At 44.7% G+C, this 18,771-nt stretch carries 17 protein-coding genes; 13 read left to right on the top strand and 4 right to left on the bottom strand.

All coding sequences use genetic code 11. The features are described from left to right. Positions 1–13: 13 nt before the first annotated feature. Positions 14–1,219 carry an MFS transporter gene (locus AC6EJC_RS03600; RefSeq protein WP_444952769.1) on the bottom strand — a complete coding sequence of 402 codons (1,206 nt, stop codon included), beginning with the start codon at positions 1,217–1,219 and terminating at the stop codon, positions 14–16. Positions 1,220–1,359: 140 nt separating this feature from the next. On the opposite strand from AC6EJC_RS03600, the gene AC6EJC_RS03595 reads away from it, so the two are divergent. The 5 genes from AC6EJC_RS03595 (at position 1,360) to AC6EJC_RS03575 (ending at position 6,369) form a co-directional block, all read left to right on the top strand. Further along, complete coding sequence (locus AC6EJC_RS03595) at positions 1,360–2,250, top strand: LysR family transcriptional regulator (RefSeq protein WP_444952768.1); 891 nt, start codon at positions 1,360–1,362, stop codon at positions 2,248–2,250. An 89-nt stretch (positions 2,251–2,339) separates the two neighbouring features. Then, positions 2,340–3,002: an S-layer homology domain-containing protein gene (locus AC6EJC_RS03590; protein WP_444952767.1), complete on the top strand. Its 663-nt coding sequence runs from the start codon at positions 2,340–2,342 to the stop codon at positions 3,000–3,002. 262 nt (positions 3,003–3,264) lie between these two features. After that, a complete protein-coding gene (locus AC6EJC_RS03585; protein WP_444952766.1) occupies positions 3,265–3,933 on the top strand; it encodes a uracil-DNA glycosylase in 669 nt (222 codons plus the stop codon). A gap of 16 nt (positions 3,934–3,949) precedes the next feature. Next, entirely contained in the window at positions 3,950–4,372 is a 423-nt protein-coding gene (locus AC6EJC_RS03580; RefSeq protein ID WP_444952765.1) for a hypothetical protein, read from the top strand. A gap of 119 nt (positions 4,373–4,491) precedes the next feature. Beyond that, on the top strand, positions 4,492–6,369 hold the full coding sequence (locus AC6EJC_RS03575) for a tenascin (protein WP_444952764.1): 1,878 nt from the start codon (positions 4,492–4,494) through the stop codon (positions 6,367–6,369). A 70-nt stretch (positions 6,370–6,439) separates the two neighbouring features. Here the strand turns inward: AC6EJC_RS03575 and AC6EJC_RS03570 are convergent, their stop codons facing one another. Next, entirely contained in the window at positions 6,440–6,742 is a 303-nt protein-coding gene (locus AC6EJC_RS03570; RefSeq protein ID WP_444952763.1) for a hypothetical protein, read from the bottom strand. A gap of 384 nt (positions 6,743–7,126) precedes the next feature. Continuing rightward, positions 7,127–7,321: a hypothetical protein gene (locus AC6EJC_RS03565; RefSeq protein WP_444952762.1), complete on the bottom strand. Its 195-nt coding sequence runs from the start codon at positions 7,319–7,321 to the stop codon at positions 7,127–7,129. Between the two features lie 141 nt (positions 7,322–7,462). On the opposite strand from AC6EJC_RS03565, the gene AC6EJC_RS03560 reads away from it, so the two are divergent. Beyond that, entirely contained in the window at positions 7,463–7,900 is a 438-nt protein-coding gene (locus tag AC6EJC_RS03560) for a NucA/NucB deoxyribonuclease domain-containing protein (RefSeq protein ID WP_444952761.1), read from the top strand. Between the two features lie 5 nt (positions 7,901–7,905). On the opposite strand, the gene AC6EJC_RS03555 is transcribed toward AC6EJC_RS03560, so the two are convergent. Continuing rightward, positions 7,906–8,058, bottom strand: a complete 153-nt coding sequence (locus AC6EJC_RS03555; protein WP_444952760.1) for a hypothetical protein — start codon at positions 8,056–8,058, stop codon at positions 7,906–7,908. 114 nt (positions 8,059–8,172) lie between these two features. Between AC6EJC_RS03555 and AC6EJC_RS03550 the strand changes: the two genes are divergently transcribed. The 7 genes from AC6EJC_RS03550 (at position 8,173) to AC6EJC_RS03520 (ending at position 18,715) form a co-directional block, all read left to right on the top strand. Next, positions 8,173–9,996: a sensor histidine kinase gene (locus AC6EJC_RS03550; protein WP_444952759.1), complete on the top strand. Its 1,824-nt coding sequence runs from the start codon at positions 8,173–8,175 to the stop codon at positions 9,994–9,996. After that, positions 9,971–11,596: a response regulator transcription factor gene (locus AC6EJC_RS03545; protein WP_444952758.1), complete on the top strand. Its 1,626-nt coding sequence runs from the start codon at positions 9,971–9,973 to the stop codon at positions 11,594–11,596. Before AC6EJC_RS03550 ends, AC6EJC_RS03545 begins: the two co-directional genes overlap by 26 nt. 120 nt (positions 11,597–11,716) lie before the next feature. Continuing rightward, positions 11,717–13,399 (top strand): type 2 periplasmic-binding domain-containing protein, encoded by a 1,683-nt coding sequence (locus tag AC6EJC_RS03540; protein WP_444952757.1) that lies wholly within the window; start codon positions 11,717–11,719, stop codon positions 13,397–13,399. Between the two features lie 249 nt (positions 13,400–13,648). Beyond that, on the top strand, positions 13,649–14,539 hold the full coding sequence (locus AC6EJC_RS03535; protein WP_029517681.1) for an ABC transporter permease: 891 nt from the start codon (positions 13,649–13,651) through the stop codon (positions 14,537–14,539). Between the two features lie 27 nt (positions 14,540–14,566). Continuing rightward, positions 14,567–15,445, top strand: coding sequence for a carbohydrate ABC transporter permease (locus AC6EJC_RS03530; protein WP_069010559.1), 879 nt, complete (start codon positions 14,567–14,569; stop codon positions 15,443–15,445). A 28-nt stretch (positions 15,446–15,473) separates the two neighbouring features. After that, positions 15,474–17,561, top strand: coding sequence for a beta-galactosidase (locus tag AC6EJC_RS03525; RefSeq protein ID WP_444952756.1), 2,088 nt, complete (start codon positions 15,474–15,476; stop codon positions 17,559–17,561). 101 nt (positions 17,562–17,662) lie between these two features. After that, positions 17,663–18,715 (top strand): glycoside hydrolase family 53 protein, encoded by a 1,053-nt coding sequence (locus AC6EJC_RS03520; protein ID WP_444952755.1) that lies wholly within the window; start codon positions 17,663–17,665, stop codon positions 18,713–18,715. The last annotated feature ends 56 nt before the right edge of the window (positions 18,716–18,771 follow it).

Raw genomic sequence — 18,771 nt, 5'->3', positions numbered from 1 at the left:
TAGGGCAATAGGTCTACCCACGTCTCTTGGGGGAGAACCCATGATTCTTAGCACCCCACGAAACAATGAAGGCAAGTAGCATAAGAATCAGCAACGTCCACGGGAAAGAGCTGATTCCAAGTGTCTCCAGAAGAATCCCGCCAATCAAACCGCCTCCACCAATAGCCAAATTCCAAGCGGTTACAAGCATAGACTGAGCCACATCTGCGCTCTCACCTGCCGCTTCCGCCAATGCGGTCTGTAGTAAGGTAGCGGCTCCGCCAAAGGTCAGTCCCCACAAGGCAACACTTAAATAGACGACAGCAGGTTGGTGACTTCCGATTCCCAGCGCCAAAGAAGCGATAGCAAAGCCGAAGGTACTCACGAGTACCAGTAGACGCAGCCAGCGGTCAATGAATACACCGATCAACCCGATTCCGGCAACCGAAGTTATTCCAAAAATAAGCAGCACCACATCCGTTTGGGAGGCCAGTCCAGCTTGATTTAGATAGGGAGCGATATAGGTGTAAAGAATATTATGCGCCAGCACCCAAATTAAAACGACAGTTAGAATGGGACGTACACCGGTAATTGTGAAAACCTTACTCAACGGGAGTCGCTGGTGGGTGGCCTGCCCGGGAAAATCGGGAAGTTTCCATAGTACCCATACGACTAAGACTACCGCCAGAAAGGACATGGTACCAAATACCATTCTCCAGCCCACAAACGAACTGAGGAAAGTTCCTAATGGAACGCCAAGGGCAAGTGCCAGTGGGGTACCTGACATAGCGACGGCCATGGCGCGTCCTTTTAACGCATCCGGCACCATTCGGCGAGCATAGCCAGCAAGCATTCCCCATAATACACCAGCAGATACGCCTGCAAGAAAACGGGCACCCAGCGTCAGAAAATAGTAGGAAGACACCGCCGTAATGGTGTTAAATATAAGAAAACCAACGATGCAGAGCAATAATAAAGGACGTCTTCGCCAGCCCCTTGTTGCAGCAGTCAAAGGGATGGCAGCGACGAGTGAGCCGAGAGCATACAAAGTGACTAACTGGCCAGCCAAAGCTTCCGAAATTCCGAGTCCCTTGCTGATTTGTGGCAACAAGCCAGCGGGCAGAGTTTCAGTGAGGATACCAATAAATCCGGTCATGGCAAGCGCCAGCAACCCACCCCATGGAAGTGTATCAGATGATACTCTGGTAGATTGATTGGTAAAATTCTGAGTTGAATGCATATTCTAATCCCCTTCTAATGATAAGTTCACAAACATGGCTATTCAGGAGCTGGAGTTGTTTTTAATCATAAGGTATGTTTTTATATAACTGAAATACTTATATTTCATAGAAGGAATAACCAGATGGTTATAATAGGTGGATGTCTGTGAATATGCATCATCTCGAAGTGTTTATGAAGGTCGCGGAGAAAATGAATATGACGGAGGCTGCCAAAGCGCTGTTTATTTCCCAGCCTGCTGTTAGTAAGGCTTTGATACAATTTGAGAACACCTTGCAGGTAAAACTGTTTATTCGCGACAAGCAGAATGGACTTTTACTGACCGATGTGGGGAAGGAAATGCTGATCCTAGCCAGACAAATGAAAGAGATTGAACATAAAATGGTTCAGCTTGCGTGTCAGGAGAACAAGCTTCTGCGCGGTAAGGTGAAGATAGGCTCTTTTCCGGCTGCCTCTACGAACTTGCTTCCAGCAGCGATCTGTTCCTTCCGCTCCCAATATCCGCAAGTCACTATTGAACTGATGGAAGGAAACTCCAATCAAATTAAACAGTGGGTGGAGGATCGAACCGTCGAAATTGGAATCGTAGCTTCCCCTTTTGAACATTATGACGTTCACATTCTGGAGCATGATTCCATGGTTGCCATCATACCGGAGAATCATCCTTTGAAAGCTGAACGCGAGGTTTCTCTGGAACAGCACAAGGATGAACTTATCTTCTGTAAAGGAGGGCATGAATCTGCTGTACTGAATACCTTACATGAACAGCATATCCCCTTTCAGGAGAGTCTCACAGTTCAAACGGCTGAAACATTAGTCCACATGGTTCAAAAAAACTTGGGGGTTGGCATTATATCCCGGTTTACACTTTCGTCCGTGTCTCATTCACTCATGACCAAAGAAATTAACCCCAGGATTACAAGAGAAATCGGAATTATATCGCATTCTTTTGATGAAGTGACTCCAGCAGCGCTTGAGTTTGTGAAAGTATTGAGTTCATTGAATAATCAAAGGGGTAGAGGGACCGAGTGAATTTGGCCTGCAACCTTTCCAGCTTGTACTCCGTCAAAGAAGTTGTTAATGGCCAAGCGGCCTAATTCAACTACAAGGTGGAACTTAACATGAGTATGAGAAAAAGTGCATTCGCAGCCATTACAACCGTAGCCATTTTGTCCTTCTCCGTTGGAAGTCAACTGTCTGCGGCAGACAGTCAATTCAAGGATTTGAACAACGTAAGCGGCAAAGAAAAAATCATATCCCTTAAAGATCAGGGTCTACTCAAAGGTGTCTCTGACACGCAGTTTCTTCCGTCATCTAAAGTGACCGCTGCCCAAGGCATTCAGTTGATCTCCGGCGGACTCCAGCTCAGTTTGGCCGCGATTGATTTTAATAAAGCGCCACAGGCCAGTGGACTGTTCCCCCATGTTAGGGATACCGCATGGTACGCTGAAGCTTTTATCAAAGCGCATTATAATGGCGTAGACATTCCAAAAGATATCGATCCTGCCAAAGCGCTGACCAGGGAAGAGTTCACCCACATGCTGATTCAGGGCATGGAAAAAGTAGGCGTTCTTCCCATGATTAAAATTGCACCTGCGAATATTGCTGATGACAGCGAACTGGAGCCGTCTTACCAAGGTAGCATTCAACGCTCGCTAGTGTACAAGGTCAATGTCTTGGATGCGAATGAAAAGTTTCATCCAAAAAGCGAGATTACACGTGCTGAAGCTGCTGTTATGTTATATAATGCATTGGAATACTTGAATGCTCATACAAATTCGTAACAAATACAGCAATAAATGGCTTTTCTTCTGAGGGGATTTAAGCTTTCAGTTACTTGACATCATTATCGTTAATGTTATAATAAGGAAATCGAATTTAGACCCTGCGGTAGCTGATTACCGTAAGGATATTTTCCTGGTCCTTCGGCATATAACACAGGTAACGAATAAATAAGCTGGCTCCGGATGAGGGGTTCAGCTTATTTTTTTTGAATAAAAAAGTTTACAGTTTTCGCAGATCTACATATCGAGAGGAGACAGGGTTATGTTTGGGAATGACTGGGATGATGTACTACGAGAAGAGGTCGAAAAGCCTTACTTTAATGAATTAAGGTATACGTTAGCCCGGGAGTACAAGTTACATAAGGTATATCCCCCGAAAGAAGACTTATTTTCCGCACTCAAACTAACGCCATATCATCTGACCAAAGCGGTTATATTGGGACAGGATCCATATCATGGAGAGGGACAAGCTCACGGTTTGAGCTTTTCCGTTAGACCCGGTGTGCGAACGCCGCCGTCTCTACTAAATATATACAAAGAGCTGCGCGATGATATCGGCACTCCCATTCCGAATCAGGGCTACCTCGTTCCTTGGGCTGAGCAAGGTGTGCTGCTGTTGAACAATGTGTTGACCGTGCGTGAAGGACAACCGCAATCTCATCAGGGAATAGGTTGGGAACGTTTCACGGATGCTGTCATTGAAGCGATTAATGAGCGTGACCAGCCAGCAGTGTTTATTTTGTGGGGGAGCCATGCTCAGAAAAAAGCAAGCTTCGTGAATACCAGCAAGCATTTGGTGCTAAAATCCGTCCATCCGAGTCCACTGGCGGCTCACAGAGGCTTTTTTGGCAGCAAACCTTTTTCGCGTACCAATGCATTTTTGCTGGAGCATGGAATGGAACCGATTCGGTGGGAGATTCCTAACCGCTAGCACTGGAGGTGAGGACATGCGTCAATGGAAGGGACGTCAGGTCATTTTATATCACGGCAACAACGGTCATACCCAGAAGGTGCGCGGCACGCTCGAAAAATGGGATGATACACGAAAGTGCGTTATTTTAGGCCCGAAAATGCTGGCTATTCCTTTTGAAAGTATTACGTATATTACCATGCTTCCTCCGGGGCGTGAGCGTAGAAGCCGCCATCCAGCGAAGCTGAACTCCACTGGTTATGTAATGAACGTTCCGTTACAGTTTGATAATGCCATTCATTTTCAGTCGGCGGTGACGATTTGGAGAGATGATCAGCTGATTGCTTACAATGTAAAGTTGGTTAGTCACACGGCACACGATGTGGTCCTTGAAGATGGACAAACCTTGTCTAAGGAAGAGCATTTGTTCGTGGTGAGGTCGCTGCGCGGAGAACTTTAACTGTTATATTCCACCTTTTTTTGATGAAGGGTTCAATTAAGTGCGTTGTTTACCGATAAAAGGTAAGGGGCTGTTAATAATACCCTATTTATAAAGATGAAACCAAGGGAGAGAAACGAATGAAGAGTATGAGCAAACGGAGTACCTTCTTACTTGCTTTGCTGATGTTTGTATTTGCAGCATGGCCAGCAGGTTTGATCCGGGCTGAGGAGAGCACGTCTTACACGGTGGAGTGGGACAGTCAAAATGCGACTTCAGTAAATCTGGGCGGAAACCCTGCTCAATTGAAAGTGTGGATGGTGACAGAAAAGGGCAAAACGGATGTAACCCAAAAAGCTGAATGGATCTCCGGGGATTCAAGTATCTTAAAGGTAGAACAGGGACTCATTACCCCAGTATCGAAAGGGCAGGTCAAAGTTACCGCCACACATGAAAACCGGACGGTAGTGACGACAATTACAGTAAAATCGCCTTACAGCAAGCTGCAAATAAATACGTCTGGTCCTTTGAATCTGACCATTGGTGGAGAATCGAAGCAACTGACTGCTCAAGGTGTGCTTACCGGAGGCGGTACGGAAAATGTGTCCGGTGTGGAATGGACATCTTCGAATGCGACCGTTGCTACCGTAGAAGGTGGACTTGTACGTCCTCTTGCCAAAGGCGTGACTTACATTAAAGCCGACAAGGATGGACTTAAAGCACAAACGATCGTGTATGTGCGTTCTTCTTCCCAGGCATTGACACTGAGCGAGACTGGGCCCAAATCGGTCTATCTGGGAAGCTCCCCATTTCAGGTCAATGCAACCGATGTGAGCCTGACAGGTAGCAAAACCGATGTAACCAACACGGCAGAATGGACTTCGTCCAATCCGCTGGTTGCCACAGTGGAGCAGGGTAAAATCACTCCGATGGATGCAGGAAATTCGACGATTACAGCGTCCTATCACGGTTTGAGCAAGACGCTGAAGATCAATGTGCTGCCAACTGTTGAAAAGCTGGTATCGAGCAAAGCCAGTCTGGCTCTCGAAACAGGAAGCAAAACTTCTCTTCCGACGATATCTGCTTATTTGGTCAATGGGGCTAAAAAAGCAGTTCAATCCGATGTGAAATGGAGCTTAAGCAGTGAAAGTGCAGTCAAAATAGCAAACGGTAAGCTGGTTGCAGTGAACCCAGGCAGTGCAACATTGACGGCTACAGTTGGTGCAATCAAGCTGGACATTCCAGTGTCCGTGCAATATAAAGTGCTCAAGCTGACGGCTTCTGAGAAAAAGTACGTATTGGTCGCAGGCCAAGAAGCGAGTATTCCGACAGTAAAAGCTCACATGGCTGGTGGCGGAATCCTTGATGTTACCAATCAGGTAAGCTGGGTAGCTACAACAGCCGCAGTTACAGTAGGAAATGGTAAAGTAAAAGCGGTAAGTGGTGGTAACTCAGGAATCAAGGCTATGTATATGAATAAATACGTGAAAGTGCCTGTCATTGTGGAAGGAGCCATTTCTACATTGACACCAAGCTTTTCGAGTGCTGATATGAATTTGAAAGGAAGTAAGTCCATCAAAGTCATCGGCATATATACGGATGGTAAAAAAGCTACTCTAAGCAGCAAAGTGAAATGGACAACATCGAATGCTTCCGTAGCGATTGTAAAAGGCTCTTCCATTAAAGCTATTGGAATTGGAACAGCAACTATTACGGGCACGTATCAGGATAAGTCGTTTAACGTTGAGATCAAAGTCACACCTAAGCTGCTCAAACTGGTATTGAGCAATAAAAACCTGAAGCTGCCTAAAGGCTCATCTCAAGTGCTTAGTGTGAATGCAGTTTATGATTCAGGCGCAACTACCAATGTGACAAGCTCAGCGGTATGGACATCTTCCAAACCGTCGATCGTACAGGTTACAGGCGGTCAGGTGAAGGCGCTTGATACCGGAAGTTCCAGTATCAAAGTGGTCTATGGTGGTAAGACTGTAGCGACATCTGCCAGAGTGTTAAAATAGCCTACCTATATTGCTACATTTGGCTTATACAAAATAACCCCCGGTCCAAAGACCGGGGGTTATTTTCAGCTTATTCTACGCCGTCCTGATAATGATTTTTCCAATGCTTATCGCCTTTGTGTGCGAAGTCTTCAACTGTCTTTTCCAGAGTAGCTACCAGCTGGGCTTTAATCTCAGAAATCGTGTCGCGGAACAGTCTTTCTTCCGTGCCATTGATTTTTTCACCATATAAAGCTTGAGCGGCTACAAATTGACGATGTTGTTCCACAAAACTGTCAATCGAATGCAATGCATGCTCCACGTATTGTGAAATGCTATGATGCTCGTTAGGCAGTTGCAATTTTAATTCCTGAACTCTGTTTAATAATGCCATGATGATCACCTCGTGCGTTTTATTATGTCAATAATTATACATTATTTTCGGAAAATTTTCATTAAATTTTGATTAAAATGTGACTTTTATTATGTCATGATTGCATTTTCACTGGTGATCAGGCATAATTTTCAGAATTGTTGCACTTTTGCTTTACGTCGTGATTTTAAATTTTAAAATATATGATACAAAGACGATGTAGAGCAAGCTGCGACAGCTGTCTTTCTGACATGTTATAATGGGGAAAAGCCCAGTCGGAAAGGTTGTCAGTATGGTATGAAGCTTTTTAAAGGTTTATTTTGGGGAATTCTGATCAGTCTTCTCCTGTGGTGCGCCTTGTTTGGGCTTGTCCGCTGGATGTCTCATTGAGTCGTTCCCTGTTTCTTATACAATAACTCTTGCGACTGTATCCACGTCATTAACGGAAATCGTATATACGTGTTCGTCATCGTAGAGCTTGAATTCCTGAGTTTCTTCGTCGGATAGGAGCTTAGGCCAGCCAATTACGGTACTTCCATTCTGTAACCGGATTACAACGGCTTGCATTTGGCTCACGGCCAGTTTGATCTCATCGTTCATTTGTTCAACCTCCTCTCTATACTATTTGTCGTCGGATATTCAACCTTTTTTTATAGTCAGTAAGGGGTTACAAAAAATAAAATCTGGGGATTACCTTTGTTGAAGGTCATCTACTGGAATAGCTTGAAGGGAAGAGGAAAATTGAAGAAAAAGTTGCTAAGTTTTATAACCTTAGTGCTGCTAGCTGCGGGCGCGTACTGGTTTGAAGGAGGCAATCTTCTTACAAAAATGACAGGAGAGAACCCGCCTTCATCAGCTCAGGTTACGCTGCAATTCCCGTCAGGTCGTTATCCTGAAACGGCTCAGCATATTAAGGAAGCCATTCGGGCGGGAAAATCACCGGTATGCACAATTGACCGTGAAGGAGCCGAGCAAAATCGCAAGCATTCCCTTGCAGGCGTTCCCACTCGTAAAGGGTACGATCGTGACGAATGGCCGATGGCTATGTGCTCAGAAGGTGGCAAAGGTGCAAATGTCAAATACATAGCTCCTAAGGATAATCGTGGGGCAGGATCATGGGTCAGTCATCAATTGGATGAGTATGAGGATGGGACTCGTGTTAAATTTGTTGTGAAATAGTGTCGTTACTTTTTATTACTATGGCTCGCTTCCTTTTTGGCTTTAATCAACGCCAGAAAATCAAAAAAATCACCTAGTGTATTGAAGCCGGCACCTAAAATGGCCAGGTCTTCAGCGGATAGTTGATCTAACCATTCCATTTGCTTAGCGTCAAACATATTATCACCGCCAACCATTGATAATGTATAGTATGTAATGACGGCAACGAAGGTCAGGGCTCTGGCATACCATTTAAGTATGCCTGTTTTTTGTGCAGAGGGTGTGTAGAACTCATGTTTAAATTTAATTTTTATACTAAAATCGTCTCCATCGTTATCGTATTGCTTATACCTATGCTAATCCTGTATGTCTATTCAAATCAGACAACTACAGGCGTGTTACGGGATGAGCTGAATCAATCTAATTATAACCAGTTGACTTTTTTTCAAAATCAGGTGAATACGAATATTGAAATGATTTCCTCCTGGCCGCATCTGCTGATTCATGATCCTGACGTAGCCAGTTTTCAAGCGATTTTTTTAAAGGACAAGACTCTCAATCTGGATGGAATTAACCTTGTCAAACGGATCCAAACCAAGCTCGGGCTTCAGGAAAGCTCTTCCAATTGGAGAACCGGGCTGAATATTTATTCACCTTCGCTTGGACGTGTTGTATCAGAGAATGGAGCCAGTTTTTATGATCAGGAAGAATTAAATCAATCGATTAAAAACGGCTGGCAGGTATCTAAAAAAAGAATGTACGGTGGGAAGGAACAATTTATATTTTCATTGTATACATTATCCCCGTTTTCTTCACTTGGTAATCCAGAAACCGCTAACACGATTATTAAGGTTGAATTTGACAGCAGCAATATTCAGGACATGCTTGACCGCTTCAAAGGCGATGGACGAAAGGAACCCTTTTATTATAAAAAAGGCGTAGGAGTGATTTATAATCGTACTGCAAATGAAGAGCTGTCAGGCAAGCTGATTACGAAACTGGAAAAATTGGGATTGCATGAAGTTGATAATCTGACCGTGAAAATTGGAGATGAGAGTTACCTTGTTCACGCCGTTCTTTCGCAAACGACTGGCTGGTATTTGATAGACTACATGCCTTTGTCCGATATGATGTCTCCGATTTACTCATCCAATCGACTATTTTATATTACTGTTGTTGGCTCGCTACTAGTAGGCTTCATTGCTGCTTATCTACTTCATTCACAGGTACAAGTGCCGATTCTCCAGCTTGTGCGGGCATTTCGGAGATTAAAGGATGGAGACTATGCTGTTCGATTAAGCCCTAGGGGCAGTCACGAGTTTGCTTTCCTGTCCCGTCAATTCAATCTGATGGTCGAACAGATTCAGGAGCTGTTTGAGAAGGTTTACGTTGAGAAGCTGCATGTGAAGGAAGCGCGTCTAAAGCAGCTCCAGTCACAAATTAATCCACATTTTTTTTATAATTGTTTTTCCTTTATTACGAGTATGGCAAAGTTGCGTAATCATGAAGCGGTCGTGGCCATGGCTCATAATTTGTCCAAATATTATCGATATACGACAAGACAGGAGAGGGATTTGGTTCCTTTATCGGATGAAGTCGAGTTTGTGCAATATTATTTAAAAATTCAGCAGATGCGTATGCCACGGTTAACGTTTTCAATTGTTATTTCTTCACAGGCTAACAGTTTGCTGGTTCCACCGCTTGTGTTGCAACCACTGGTGGAAAATGCGGTGCTGCACGGGATAGAACCTCAAGTGGAGGATGGTATAATCCGTATTATGACTGAGCGTGTCGGCTCAAATATGTGCCTGATTGTGGATGATAACGGACTCGGTTTGAGTGAGGAGGCTATAACATCCCTGACATTAGCACTTGACAAGCCTGTAGAAGAGGAAAGCGGCTACGGCTTATGGAATGTGCATCAACGCATGCGATTACATTTTGGGGAAGATGCAGGACTGGAATTCTCTTTGTCTCCATTGGGAGGATTGCGTGCAGTTTTAAAATGGTCGCTCTCAACAGAAGGAGAGCATGCGAATGGTTTAATTGAGCCTTCGCCAAATTCGAATATAGTTAAAACGGAGGGACCAGATGGTTCAGATATTACTAGTAGATGATGAGAGTTATGTAACAGAAAGTCTGGCAGCTACCATTCCGTGGGAGACGCTAGGCATCGAGAGGGTTCATCAAGCAGCTTCTGCATTAGCAGCCGTGGATGTACTGGAAGCGTACGATATTGATATTCTGGTTACGGATATTCGTATGCCCGGCATGACGGGACTGGAGTTGATTGTTGAGGTAAACGAGCGATGGCCGCATATCCGATGTTTGTTACTAACAGGCTATGCCGATTTTGAATATGCTAAAAAGGCGATCCAGCTTAAGGCGTTTGATTATATTTTAAAGCCGGTAGATGATGAAGAGTTTATGAAATGTGTGTCAGCTGCCATGGATTCGCTAAAGGAAGAATGGGAAGAATTTGACAAGGTCCATCAATTACAATATAGTCGCAGGAACGATTTTGCTGTGCTGCGGACCCACTTGATGCATGATTTGGTACTAGGACGTAATTTGTCTATACAAAAAATAGAGGACAAAATGTCCCAGTACGAAATCAAGCTATGCACGGGACATCCTGCCAGTATGCTGCTTATTCAGCTAGGCAAGCATTTTTCTGATATGGATTATCATTCAGTATCCTTAATTGAGTATGCGATTGGAAATATTGCTGAAGAAGTGTTCGCACCCGATTTTCATGTTTGGCATTGCAAAGCGCCGCATGACTGCCTAATTGTATTAATAGAAGGAAATCGGGATTTGACTCCTGAAAGGAGTATGGATGAGCAGAATAGTTTTTTGCGTGCGACGATTGAAACCTTTCGAAAAAATGTGAGCAATTACTTGAAAGGGGAAATTTACGTTGCATTAACCGGATGGTTTAAGTTTCCAGAGAAGCTACCTAAGCTATATCAGACAGCGATTAGATCCTTATACTGGAACCATCAGGAGGAGACGGATACACTGCTATTCATAGAAGAACAGACAGAACAGCCACACAGCTCAGTTAAGTCACTGGAGGGGCTTTATATGCACCCTACGCTTACTCATCTGCTAGAGTCCAGACAATGGGAAGAGGCCGAAGCGAAAGTGAGCCGTGTATTTGGAAAAATGGAAGAGGTGGGATATACACGCGAGCATTTATATGAGCTGTTTATTTCGGTGACGAGCGCCTTTATGTATACAGCGCACAAACAAGGACGTTTCATTACACAGATGGATCAAGTAGGCTTCGATCCGGTACATGCGCAGAAAATGGTTCATTCGTTCCCCCATCTCAAAGAGTGGATATTTTCCATGATGAACAAACTTAAATCTGAATGGTCCGCAAGCGAGCAAAGCGCTAAAAGCTATGTGGTCAAGCAGGTTCAGGAGCTCATCTCCCAGGATAAAGGTCAGGAGCTGTCTGTTAAGACGATTGCTGATCAGGTCTATCTTCATCCAGTCTATCTGTCTAAAATTTATAAAGCTGAAACCGGAGAAGGTCTGGGTGACTATATTATCCGAATGAGAATGGAGCGGGCTCTTTATTTGCTCAAATATTCCAACAAAAAAATATACGAAATTACGACGGAACTGGGCTATCAGAATCCCCAATATTTCAGCAAGATGTTCAAAAAACATTACGGGATGACTCCGCATGAATTTCGGGACCAGTAAAAATGAGATTAGTAAAGATCAGTTGGGAAAGGTGCAGAAATATTTATTTTGTGACATAGGCGGCGTAGAAAAGCCCTCTTATAATAAAAGAATAGAAAATGATTTTTGAGGGGGAACAATATGCGAGTTCATTCGAAAAAAAAGCTATTGTCGTTGCTCGCCGCAACTATGGCATTAGGAGTTGGCCTTGTGGGTTGCTCAGGTACAGGGAATGATGGAAATGCGAGTAGCACAGCTAAAACTGAAAACGTATACAAAGAAAAATACAATCCGGAAGTTACAATATCCACGGTATGGGGTGTTGATCCCGCTTTAAAATTTAAAAATGGAGAATCTATAGAAGATAACGTTGCCACGAAATGGGCTAAAGAGAAATTCGGTATTAGCATCAAATCACTTTGGTCCGTCACGGATACGAATGGTGCATTTGCTACGAAGCTGCGTTTGGCTATGTCCTCCGGTCAGGAGATGCCGGACGTCGTTGTACTGGGGACGGAGAATGAGCAACTGGCACAGGATATGATCGATTCCGGTATGTTTGCAGAGGTCGGTCCGTTGTTTGACAAGTACGCTTCCGATTCCTGGAAGCAGGCGATGAATCAGGATCCGAACGTATGGAATCAGTATAGCCGGGATGGCAAAAAAATGGGTATTCCTGTACTCGATTTCGCCTATAACCACGATTATGTATTGTGGGTACGACAAGATTGGCTGGACAAGCTGGGCATGAAGGCTCCTCAGACGATGGATGAAATGGAAAAAGTGATGGATGCCTTTAAAAATAAAAATCCAGACGGACTGGCTCCGGACAAAGTTATTCCGCTCAGCATCGGTTTCAAAACATCCATGAACACTTGGATGGGTGACCCGTCCTGGATTTTCGGGGCGTATGGCACACTACCCCAGCAGTGGAACAAAGGCACGAACGGCAGTTTGGAATATGGCTCCGTGCAGCCTGGCATGAAGCCAGGTTTGCAAAAGCTGAGTGAGTGGCTCAAAAAGGGATACATTCCTCAGGAAGCAGCTTTGTGGGATGAGAATAAAACAGCAGAACCTACAGTAGCAGGAACAGCAGGTATGATTCCTGGACCATATTGGATGAGCGGCTGGCCGCTCCAGGATACAGTCAAAAATGCACCGGGAGCCGTGTGGAAGCCGATCAAGATTCCAGCGGGACCTGACAACAAAGCCATGCGACACGGAACGCAATACACCAATGGTGTCGTACTAATCAACAAACAAATGCAGCATCCTGAAGCACTTTTCACCTATCAAAATTATTTGTTTGACCATTATGCAAATGCCAAACCGGACAGTGATTTGTCGAATGGACTGTTTAAGGGTTACGATTATGATTTGGATGCTAACGGAAAGCTGTTGTCTATCGATAAAATACCAGGCGGTTATGTAAATTCTATTCGTTATTTGCTGGTTCGTGATGGTGCGCGCATACCTGATGCCCAAATGAAGGCTTTGTTAAGTTTGGCTAACGGTGGAGAACCGAAGACCCGTCTGGAGAAAGATGTAATGGTGAATTACGGGAAAGATACTCCTGCGGCTGCCAAGGTACTCATGGAACAGAAGGATATCTCTATGAAAGATCAGTTTACAGGACCTACTACCCCAACCATGAAGGCCAAAAAGGATTATCTGGATAAGATTGAAAGCCAGACCTTCAATGAAATCATTTATGGCAAACAGCCGATCTCTGCTTTTGATACCTTTGTGCAGACGTGGAAAACTGCTGGAGGCGAACAAATTACAAATGAAGTAAATGAATGGTATAAAAGCGTCGAAAAGTAAAAACCATTGATGTTGTGAAACAGATTAGGCAGGCTGTCCCAAGGTGGACAGCCTTTTTAATACAGCTTCGTCAGAATTAAATGGAAATGAATGCGATATTACGATGTGTGTGAAAAAAGGTTTTATTCGCGTTAGCCAGCATAAAAAATGATTGCTTTTGTGCCATGTATATTGGTTTTTTGAACTGTTGGGACAGCGAAAACGCTTTTATAATTGAAGTATACCATGAGAGTTACAGGAGGAACTGCAATGAGAAGTCTGCAACGTACGTGGCCATTTCATATCATGTTGCTGCCAGCCATCATTTTCTTAATTGTATTCAGCTACATTCCGATGGGCGGCATCGTCATGGCCTTTCAAAATTACAAGCCTTGGCTAGGCATAACTGGTTCCGAGTGGGTTGGACTGGATAATTTCCGCTTTTTGTTTCAACGGGAGGACAGTCTTCAAGTCGTCTGGAATACGCTAATTATTGCTGTGTTAAAGATGTTTTTCAATCTGGTGGTTCCGTTTGTTTTTGCTATACTGCTGAATGAAATTCGCAAGGTCGGACTTCAGCGATCCATTCAGACACTGGTTTATCTGCCACACTTTCTGTCGTGGGTAATCTTGGGCGGAATTCTGATTGACCTGTTGGCTACAGATGGATTTATGAACCGAATTCTCGGAAGTTTCGGGATCCAGCCTATCTTTTTTCTGGGAGATAATAACTGGTTTCGTTTTACTGTCATTGTATCGGATATATGGAAGGAGTTCGGCTACAACACCATCGTATTTCTCGCTGCACTGGCGGGTATTAATCCTTCGTTGTATGAGGCTTCTGAAATGGATGGAGCGAGCCGCTGGAGACAGACGCTACACATTACTGTACCTTCATTGATTCCGATGGTGGTCGTTGTTGGAACGCTTGCACTTGGAAATGTCCTGAATGCTGGTTTTGACCAGATTTTCAACCTTTATAATCCGCTGGTATACCAAAAAGGCGATATTATTGACACCTTCGTCTACAGGACAGCATTAATAAATGGGGAAATGGGCTTTGCCACCGCCATCGGGTTGTTCAAATCCGTTATCAGTATGATTCTCATTCTGATATCTTATCGACTTGCTTATAAATGGGCAGGTTACCGCATCTTTTGATTCCACGAGGCTGAAAGAGGGAGAATCATGTATCATAAAACAACGCCATACCGCATCTTCAATGTGTTTAATATTTGTTTGCTTGTGATTTTGTCCATCATGTGTATCGTTCCGCTGATTCATGTGTTGGCGGTATCATTTAGTGCTAAATCAGCAGCAGATGCCAATCTGGTTGGACTGTGGCCGGTGCAGTTTTCATTAGAAGCCTATAAGAAGACAATGAATAACCCGATTTTTCTGCACTCCATTTGGATTTCTGTCTGTCGGACTGTATTAGGAACCGGCTTGACGCTGCTTATTACCTTTTTAGCTGCTTATCCACTTTCAAAGGAAACATCTGTGTTCCGTAGTCGAAACGTTTATTCATGGCTGTTCGTATTCAGTATGATTTTTAACGGTGGTCTGGTTCCATTCTATATGGTTATTCAAAAGATCCATCTAATGGACAGCTTCTGGGTACTTGTTTTGCCAGGAGCGGTCAATACATTTCTTGTCATCCTTATGTTGAACTTTTTTAGAGGAATACCCAAGGAGATGGAAGAGGCGGCATTGATCGACGGAGCAGGACATTTTCGCACATTGTTTAGTATTTTTTTACCCATATCGATGCCATCTATTGCGACGATTGCGCTGTTTAGTATGGTATTTCATTGGAACTCGTGGTTTGACGGTCTGCTCTATTTGAGCAATGCAAAGGATTATCCACTGGCGACATTCCTGCAAACCGTAATTATTCAGAAGGACATGAGTTCTATGAGCATGAGTCCCAAAGAGATGGAATTACTTTCTCAAACGACGGTTAATGCAGCGCAAATTTTCATTGGTGCAGCGCCTATTCTCATTGTATATCCATTTTTACAAAAGTATTTTGTTAAAGGTATGACGCTAGGTTCCGTCAAAGAGTAATAGAATTAATAGAAGGAGATGATTTATAGTGACGAATCAAAATATAACCAAGTACCCTCCCATTAGTGAGCGAGTTCCACGTATGTTGCATGGAGCGGACTATAACCCGGAGCAATGGCAGCATTATCCTGAGGTGTTAGCGGAGGATATCCGCCTAATGAAACGAGCCAAATGTAACGTGATGTCTGTCGGCATTTTCTCATGGGTTTCATTGGAGCCTGAGGAAGGTGTATTTACTTTCGAGTGGCTGGACCGTATTCTGGATTCGTTTGCTGAGAACGGAATTTATGCGTTTTTGGCTACTCCTAGTGGAGCAAGACCAGCCTGGATGTCGCAAAAATATCCCGAGGTGCTGCGTGTGGAGGCTAACCGTGTCCGTAACTTGCACGGGTTTCGCCATAACCACTGTTCTACGTCGCCTGTCTACCGGGAAAAAGTACGTATCATGAATACGAAGCTGGCCGAGCGTTATGCTAACCATCCTGCTGTTATTGGCTGGCATATTTCCAATGAATTTGGTGGAGATTGCCACTGTGATTATTGTCAGGAGGCGTTTCGCGCTTGGGTGCAGGATAAATACGGCACGCTGGACAAGCTTAATCACGCATGGTGGACGACTTTTTGGAGCCATACGATTACGGATTGGAGCCAAATCGAGTCCCCGGCACCTCACGGTGAAACGCAGGTCCATGCCATGAATTTGGACTGGAGACGGTTTGTGACCGATCAGACTGCAGATTTTATCAAACATGAGATTGTGCCGCTCAAGGCTGCAAATCCGGCAATTCCGGTCACAACTAATTTAATGGAGTTTTTTGAAGGATTGAATTACTGGAAGTTTGCTGATCTGCTCGATGTTATATCCTGGGACAGCTATCCAACGTGGCATGACCGTGGGGGAGATGATAGCCGTCAGGCTGCGAGAGTGGCTATGATGCACGATATTATCCGCTCAATCAAGGGGGGCAAGCCTTGGATGCTCATGGAAAGCACGCCAAGTTTGACGAACTGGCAAGAGGTTAGCAAGCTGAAGCGGCCGGGAATGCATCTGCTATCGTCTTTACAGGCTGTGGCACACGGGTCAGACACCGTTCAATATTTTCAGTGGCGGAAAAGCCGCGGTTCGAGTGAAAAGCTGCATGGTGCGGTCGTCGATCATGTCGGACATGAGCACACTCGAGTATTCGGGGATGTGACAGATGTCGGTAATGCGCTGGAAAAACTGGAGGAGGTTGTCGGTACATCTGTACCCGCGGAGGCCGCAGTCATTTTTGACTGGGAGAACCGTTGGGGAGTCAATGATTCACAGGGACCGCGGAATAAAGGTGTGAAATACGAGGAGACAGCTGAAGCGCATTATTTGGCACTTTGGGAGCAGGGGGTGCCCGTAGATGTCATTCATATGGATGCAGATTTCTCCAAATATAAACTTGTGGTGGCTCCGATGTTGTATATGGTCCGCAGCGGTGTGGGCGAGCGTATACAGAAGTTTGTTGAAAGTGGTGGGATTTTCGTAGCAACCTATTGGTCTGGTATCGTGGATGAACATGATTTGTGCTTCCTTGGAGGCTTTCCGGGGCCGCTTCGTAAGACGCTGGGGATCTGGTCGGAAGAAATTGACGGACTGCATGATCACGACCGTAATCACATTATGCCAGTTGAAGGCAATGAGCTGGATCTACAAGGGGAGTATGAAGCTGTAGAATTGTGTGATCTCATTCATACGGAGGGTGCAGAGGTACTGGCAGTGTACGGTTCAGACTTTTATGCAGGACGACCGGCTTTGACGGTGAACCGCTTGGGACAAGGAAAGGCTTATTACATCGCTTCACGCAACACCGCACCATTCCACAGCCATTTTTACAAAAGCCTGATTGATGGCGCAGGTATTAGTAAAGCGCTCGATGTGCAGTTGCCGCCTGGAGTGAATACGGCGATTCGTACCGATGGGGTTCATGATTATATTTTTATACTAAATTTCACGCATGAGCCGCAAGAGATTACACTGGATGGACGAACTTATGCGGATATGCTCGAAGATCATGTGATGGAAGACAACAAGGTTCAATTGGATGCCTATACTGTTAAGGTTCTAAAGACAGAGCGGAATAAATAGAAAATGGTATAAAGTGTGATCGTTGTCGTTTTCCCGAGTGAGGGAACTGGTAGATTTGTCAGAGGCAATGAGGAGTATACAATTCGGATGGGGGATGACTTATGAAAACAAGTAACCGAACTATGGTATTTGCGATGTTGATCTTGTTATCCAGCTTTTTGTATCCATTTGGCTCTGCAGGATCAGGTGCGGCCTCGGCCGCTCCTGCTTTTGCCAAAGGAGCAGATATAAGCTGGGTAGCAGGAATGGAAGCGCAAGGTATGACCTGGAAGGATAAAAAGGGTGTTCGTCGGGATGTACTGCAAATTTTGCGGGACGATTATCAGATCAACTCGGTGCGCATCCGGGTGTGGGTAAACCCTGACATGAAGGATTATGCAAGCGGATACATGAATGCCGAAAAGGCAGCAGAACTGGCGCAGCGAGCTAAAAAATTGGGCATGAGCGTTATGCTGACCCTGCATTATAGTGATTCCTGGGCAGATCCCGGGCAGCAGAATAAACCTTATGCGTGGCGTAATTTCACATTTACGCAACTTATGGATGCAGTCTGGTCCCATACGGTTTATGTTATGAACACGATGAAAAGCAAGGGGGTAACACCGGACTGGGTGCAGATCGGCAATGAGACGAATAATGGAATGCTCTGGGAAGACGGCAAAGCCTCAGTGAACATGAAAAATTACGCCTGGCTCGTCAATACAGGGAATAATGCTGTAAAATCGGTAAGCAGCAGTACTAAAACGATAGTCCATCTGGCCAACGGGGATAATGGCTCCACCTTAGACTGGAATATTGGTGGCTTGATTGACAATGGAGCTCAGTTTGACCTCATCGGGCTGTCTCTGTATCCGTCTCCTTCCGACTGGCAGGGAAAGGTGAACCAGACGATTACCAATGCCAATAATCTTATTGCAAAATACGGCAAAGGTATTGTCATCAGTGAAATCGGAATGGAATATAATGAACCTGCAGCCTCCAAGGCATTTATTGCCGACATCAAAACGAAGGTTCGTAGTATCGCCGGCGGCAAAGGCTTGGGAGTATTTTATTGGGAACCGGCTGCAACCCCAGGTTATAATCAGGGTTATAACAAAGGTGCTTGGCAGGCTGACGGTAAGCCAACCTCAGCTTTGGAAGGCTTTATAAACTAAGAAGTACGTAAGGGCATATCAAAGAACCTCTAATGCGCATTCTATGCAGACTAGAG

The sequence above is a fragment of the Paenibacillus sp. TY11 genome (assembly GCF_059772165.1).
This window is presented reverse-complemented; position numbering and strand designations above follow the sequence as displayed.

Bases quoted from the DNA above. Each gene is read 5' to 3' on its own strand.
- AC6EJC_RS03600 (WP_444952769.1), bottom strand. From the start codon at position 1,219: ATGCATTCAACTCAGAATTTTACCAATCAATCTACCAGAGTATCATCT.
- AC6EJC_RS03595 (WP_444952768.1), top strand. From the start codon at position 1,360: ATGTCTGTGAATATGCATCATCTCGAAGTGTTTATGAAGGTCGCGGAG.
- AC6EJC_RS03590 (WP_444952767.1), top strand. From the start codon at position 2,340: ATGAGTATGAGAAAAAGTGCATTCGCAGCCATTACAACCGTAGCCATT.
- AC6EJC_RS03585 (WP_444952766.1), top strand. From the start codon at position 3,265: ATGTTTGGGAATGACTGGGATGATGTACTACGAGAAGAGGTCGAAAAG.
- AC6EJC_RS03580 (WP_444952765.1), top strand. From the start codon at position 3,950: ATGCGTCAATGGAAGGGACGTCAGGTCATTTTATATCACGGCAACAAC.
- AC6EJC_RS03575 (WP_444952764.1), top strand. From the start codon at position 4,492: ATGAAGAGTATGAGCAAACGGAGTACCTTCTTACTTGCTTTGCTGATG.
- AC6EJC_RS03570 (WP_444952763.1), bottom strand. From the start codon at position 6,742: ATGGCATTATTAAACAGAGTTCAGGAATTAAAATTGCAACTGCCTAAC.
- AC6EJC_RS03565 (WP_444952762.1), bottom strand. From the start codon at position 7,321: ATGAACGATGAGATCAAACTGGCCGTGAGCCAAATGCAAGCCGTTGTA.
- AC6EJC_RS03555 (WP_444952760.1), bottom strand. From the start codon at position 8,058: ATGTTTGACGCTAAGCAAATGGAATGGTTAGATCAACTATCCGCTGAA.
- AC6EJC_RS03550 (WP_444952759.1), top strand. From the start codon at position 8,173: ATGTTTAAATTTAATTTTTATACTAAAATCGTCTCCATCGTTATCGTA.
- AC6EJC_RS03545 (WP_444952758.1), top strand. From the start codon at position 9,971: ATGGTTCAGATATTACTAGTAGATGATGAGAGTTATGTAACAGAAAGT.
- AC6EJC_RS03540 (WP_444952757.1), top strand. From the start codon at position 11,717: ATGCGAGTTCATTCGAAAAAAAAGCTATTGTCGTTGCTCGCCGCAACT.
- AC6EJC_RS03535 (WP_029517681.1), top strand. From the start codon at position 13,649: ATGAGAAGTCTGCAACGTACGTGGCCATTTCATATCATGTTGCTGCCA.
- AC6EJC_RS03530 (WP_069010559.1), top strand. From the start codon at position 14,567: ATGTATCATAAAACAACGCCATACCGCATCTTCAATGTGTTTAATATT.
- AC6EJC_RS03520 (WP_444952755.1), top strand. From the start codon at position 17,663: ATGAAAACAAGTAACCGAACTATGGTATTTGCGATGTTGATCTTGTTA.